This is a genomic window from Micromonospora sp. CPCC 206060 (assembly GCF_036906895.1).
In the GTDB taxonomy this organism is placed as follows: domain Bacteria; phylum Actinomycetota; class Actinomycetes; order Mycobacteriales; family Micromonosporaceae; genus Micromonospora.
The window spans coordinates 1-3,789 of record NZ_JBAKHU010000165.1; the positions used below are offsets into that span (position 1 = coordinate 1).

The following is a 3,789-nucleotide window of genomic DNA, read 5'->3' on the forward strand; positions in this document are numbered from 1 at the left end:
TGGCCGCCTCACGTCTACGCCAAACCGGCTCTGAGCTGCAGGTCTGCCGTACACCACTCTGCCGGACGCAACTGCAGGTCGGCATCCGAGGGGCGGTTCAGGTGGCGTTCGATGTATCGCGGTACGTCGTTGGCGACGAGTGGGCGTACCGGCTTCGAGACACGGCATCCTCGGAACGCGTACGCATCAAGGCCGTCACACCGAAGAAGACCACCGCGAGTGTCGAGGTGGAGTTCCCCGACGACGGCCACCGTGTGCAGACCGTGCCGTTATCCCGGCTGAAGACCCGGTGGGCGGACGTTGAAGCCTACGACGCCCAGCAGGCGGGCTGGCAGCGCATCGCAGATTTCGAGCTTGACTCTGTCGAGCGGAGCGCGGTTCTTTCCGTCTACTCCGCTCTCATCCCGGAGCAGGTGGCCGAGGTGGACTGGCGCCCGGTCGAGAACGCGACGATCATCAAGGATCGGGTGGCGCTGTCCGACATCCTTCAGGTGACCGTCGAGGAGATTCTCGCGAAGGTCCAGTGGTTCACCACCGACGAGGGCATGATCGTTTCGCCCGCTGGCACGCTTGTGATCGCGGAGGTCGTCTGCCGCGCCCACTCGCACACCATCCTGGAGCACGTGATCGAGGAGGAGGTGGAGGCGCGACACAAGTGCAAGCACGGTGGCCCGCACCCGTTCCGCAAGGGCGAAGAGTCCAGCCCGGAATGGGAGTACCAGTGGTACCGCAGGCGTGTTCGACCCGTACACGAGCTGCTGCGGCAATGGTGCGGCCACCGCGCCGTCGCCGCCCACGAACGTCTTACGGCCGCTGAAGCCGAGAACCACCGCCTCGACCTACTCGTCGTGGAGCTCATCAAAGCGCTCGACCTCGCCGGCGAAACCGCGCAAGCCGAACAGTTCGCGGAGGAACACGAACGCGACCGGATCACCCCCTACCTCGCCCGCCCTGTCGTTGACCGCCCACTGCACTGGTCCGAGATGCCTGTTCGTGAGGTACAGGTTTACCGGCGTCGCCGCTGGTAGACAGCCGTCCGCCGCAGTCTCTCCTGCTCGGTGCACCCGCACGACACCTGACAAGCTCGTTGCGGGGTACGAACTAAATGCCCGGCGGCATCCCCGATCCGGCGCTGGGCCGACAAGGGTGGCAGCAACCCCAGTGCCGGCGGTGCGGGTCACGTGCGCGGTGTGCGACGGCCCGAGGCCGAGGCACCGGTGATGGCAGGTCGGTCCCTGGGCATCTTTGAAGAAACCCGTCACGTAACGACGAGGCGAACCGGTCCGCTTTCACCGGAGTGCGGCACGTTTGACCAGGTTAAGCCTGTACCTCGGGCTCAGTCCCCTGGCGGCGTGCCGTGAACTCGGTCTGCCGCTGAGCCTCGGCGGCGGCGATCATCGTCTTCTCCTCGGGCGTGAGGTGGATACGGCACGACTCGATCGGCGTCGGATAGGTGATCGCGTCGGCCTGGCACGGTCGCCCGGCTCGGGTAGGCCTACTACAGATCGGTACTCGTTTGCGTTGCTCGCGCCGCAGAGCATGCACCTGTTCGTCGAGCCGTTCGTTCTGCCTGCGGAGATTCGCGACGGTGTCCCGAAGCTGGCTCATCTCGTTCTGGAGGCGCTGGTACTCCTCACCGCGGGCGCGACGGACCCGGTGCTTGGACGCTCCGCTGCAGCGGTCGCCCGGGGTGGCACCGCACTGCGGGCACGGCCAGTCCAAGTCCGGATCCTCGACTGTGACAACGCCCTCAGGCAGCGTGCGGACGTCGAAGCCGCGGCCGAGTTCGGCGCTGATGAATACCGTCTCTCCGAAACACACCCGGCGGAATCCTCCCTGCGGACCGACGACCCACTCGCTGATCGGCCCGTACACCCCGATGGCCTCCGCGACGGTCAGGAGATGGGTGTAGGCGATCGGGCCTGAGCCGCCGTGCAAGGTGCCGGCGACGGGCTCGCCGACCGACAGCCAGGCGACCGGCTCGCCGCAGTAACCATCCCAGGCCACGGGGCGACCCTCTCGGCCCAGCCGCGATCCGTCATCTTCCACCATCCGGAACCCCCGGTCCAACGATCAACCCAGAACGGTCGACGCCGGATTTTAGCGCGCAGTGCCTCACGAGAAGTCCGCAGGGAATCCGGCACCGCCTGCCGGAAACACCGCAACGCCTGCGAGTAGGCGGGTGCGGCGTCCGTGGCAACGAGCCTGGATGTCAGCGCTGCCCTACGCTCGTCCGGTGACCTACCCGCCACGGGCCGGTACCCACTCCAGCGGTCAGGGACCGGGTGCCGGCAAGGATGAGGGCTACCTCAAACGAATCGCCGATGCGTTAGAACGTATCGCCGACGCGATCGCCGGCCCGGTGGCTCGTATAAAATCCGACCCGCTGCCGAACTATCCCGTCCTTGACGTCGACCACACCGGAGAGTCCCGCCCCAATGCGGCTGGACCCCATATTGGCTGCTCATCAGGGCGGCTCTACTTCGCTGTATGCACCTACTGCCCGGCAATCCGCGGGAAGACCGCCGATCCAGGCGTCTCGTCCACCTGGCTTGAGTACGAGGACTCCTCTCACGACCTAGACGAGCAACGCGCCATCCTGGCTCGCCACCTGGCTCACCACCGGCAGCAGGCCGACCCCACCGCGGCACTGCCAATCTGGACGTGGGCGGATCAACCCTGCCCACGCTGCCACGCCCCAGCCGAGCGCACATGCCGCACCACGTCAGGACGGCCGAGTACCAGCATCCACGCCGCGCGGTGGCGAGACCACTCAAGTCGATACTGGTGAGCCACCGCACGCCCGACACCACCGAGGCCGGGAACCGCCTTGCCGCCCTCATCCGAGCCGAGAGACCACCAGCCGCCGCAATGTGATCCGGCCCGCGAGCGTGGATCACTGCCCAGGGTCGGAACTGAACGAACTGATGCCGTTGGTGCTCCGATGTCGGCTGCCGTTCCTGCGCTCGGAACTACCGGGGATGCCGGGGAAGCGGCGACAACATTCGAAGGCTTCGCAGTTCGGTTCGCCTTCGAGGGCCCGACCGACGAGGCGAGAGCCCTCTCACCGCCGCACTGGTTCACCTACACGACGCGACCTTGCGGGATCCGGCTGTCGTCTCATGCCGCCGGAAAACGATCGCCGCCGCGACCGAGACCCTGCCGGAAACCGAGTACCTACACCGGCAATGGATTCTGACGCTTGTCAGGTCGACAGGAGCGTCCGTGGTGATCTGCGCGCCGTTCGCCGTGATGCACCTGGCTCGGCACACCTGACCTTCCCGCTATGTTGTGGCTGGTCGCCGGGCTGGTCGCCGGGCTGGTCGCCACTGCGGCGGACGGCCGAAGTGGAATGGCTCACCCGAGTTCAACTCTGACATCGACCGAGGCAATGATTGAGCGGTAGCGCCGCTCCTCGGGCAGCGCCAGCTCTGCCGTGAAACGACGTGTCCATGCGCCCTGGGGTACTCGCTGAATATCATTCCAGGCGTCACCGTCGGCCCCGAACGAGCGACCCGGACATCCCTTGCCGGGTGGCCCGGGCCGCTCCACATCCATGCGGTGGTTAGGCGTTGACTGCCGTGTTGTTGTGGGCGGCGCGTGATGCGGCTATCAGTGACGCGCCGAGGTTCGCCGCCTGATGTGGGTTGAGTCGGATTGTGGTGCGGTCCCAGCAGCCCGACAGCAGCGATGCGGCCAGGTGCCGGACCGTCTCTTGATTCATACTGTGGTTCCCCTCGTAACGTGGAGGCCAGGACTTGAGGGATAGAGGCTCATGGCTGAAACGAG

The 3,789-nt window shown here is 66.4% G+C and carries 4 protein-coding genes; 2 read left to right on the top strand and 2 right to left on the bottom strand.

Annotated features, from left to right (window positions below; all coding sequences use genetic code 11):
- On the top strand, window positions 1–1,028 hold a 1,028-nt coding region (locus V6U90_RS32725; protein ID WP_334444938.1), incomplete at its 5' end, for a hypothetical protein.
- A 289-nt stretch (window positions 1,029–1,317) separates the two neighbouring features.
- On the opposite strand, the gene V6U90_RS32730 is transcribed toward V6U90_RS32725, so the two are convergent.
- The gene (locus tag V6U90_RS32730; protein WP_334444940.1) at window positions 1,318–2,007 is read right to left on the bottom strand and encodes a zinc finger domain-containing protein; all 690 of its coding nucleotides are present in this window, start codon (window positions 2,005–2,007) and stop codon (window positions 1,318–1,320) included.
- A 202-nt stretch (window positions 2,008–2,209) separates the two neighbouring features.
- Between V6U90_RS32730 and V6U90_RS34140 the strand changes: the two genes are divergently transcribed.
- Window positions 2,210–2,791 (top strand): zinc finger domain-containing protein, encoded by a 582-nt coding sequence (locus V6U90_RS34140; protein ID WP_442933715.1) that lies wholly within the window; start codon window positions 2,210–2,212, stop codon window positions 2,789–2,791.
- 774 nt (window positions 2,792–3,565) lie between these two features.
- Here the strand turns inward: V6U90_RS34140 and V6U90_RS32735 are convergent.
- The coding region (locus tag V6U90_RS32735) for a hypothetical protein (protein ID WP_334444942.1) at window positions 3,566–3,789 on the bottom strand (224 nt) is incomplete at its 5' end.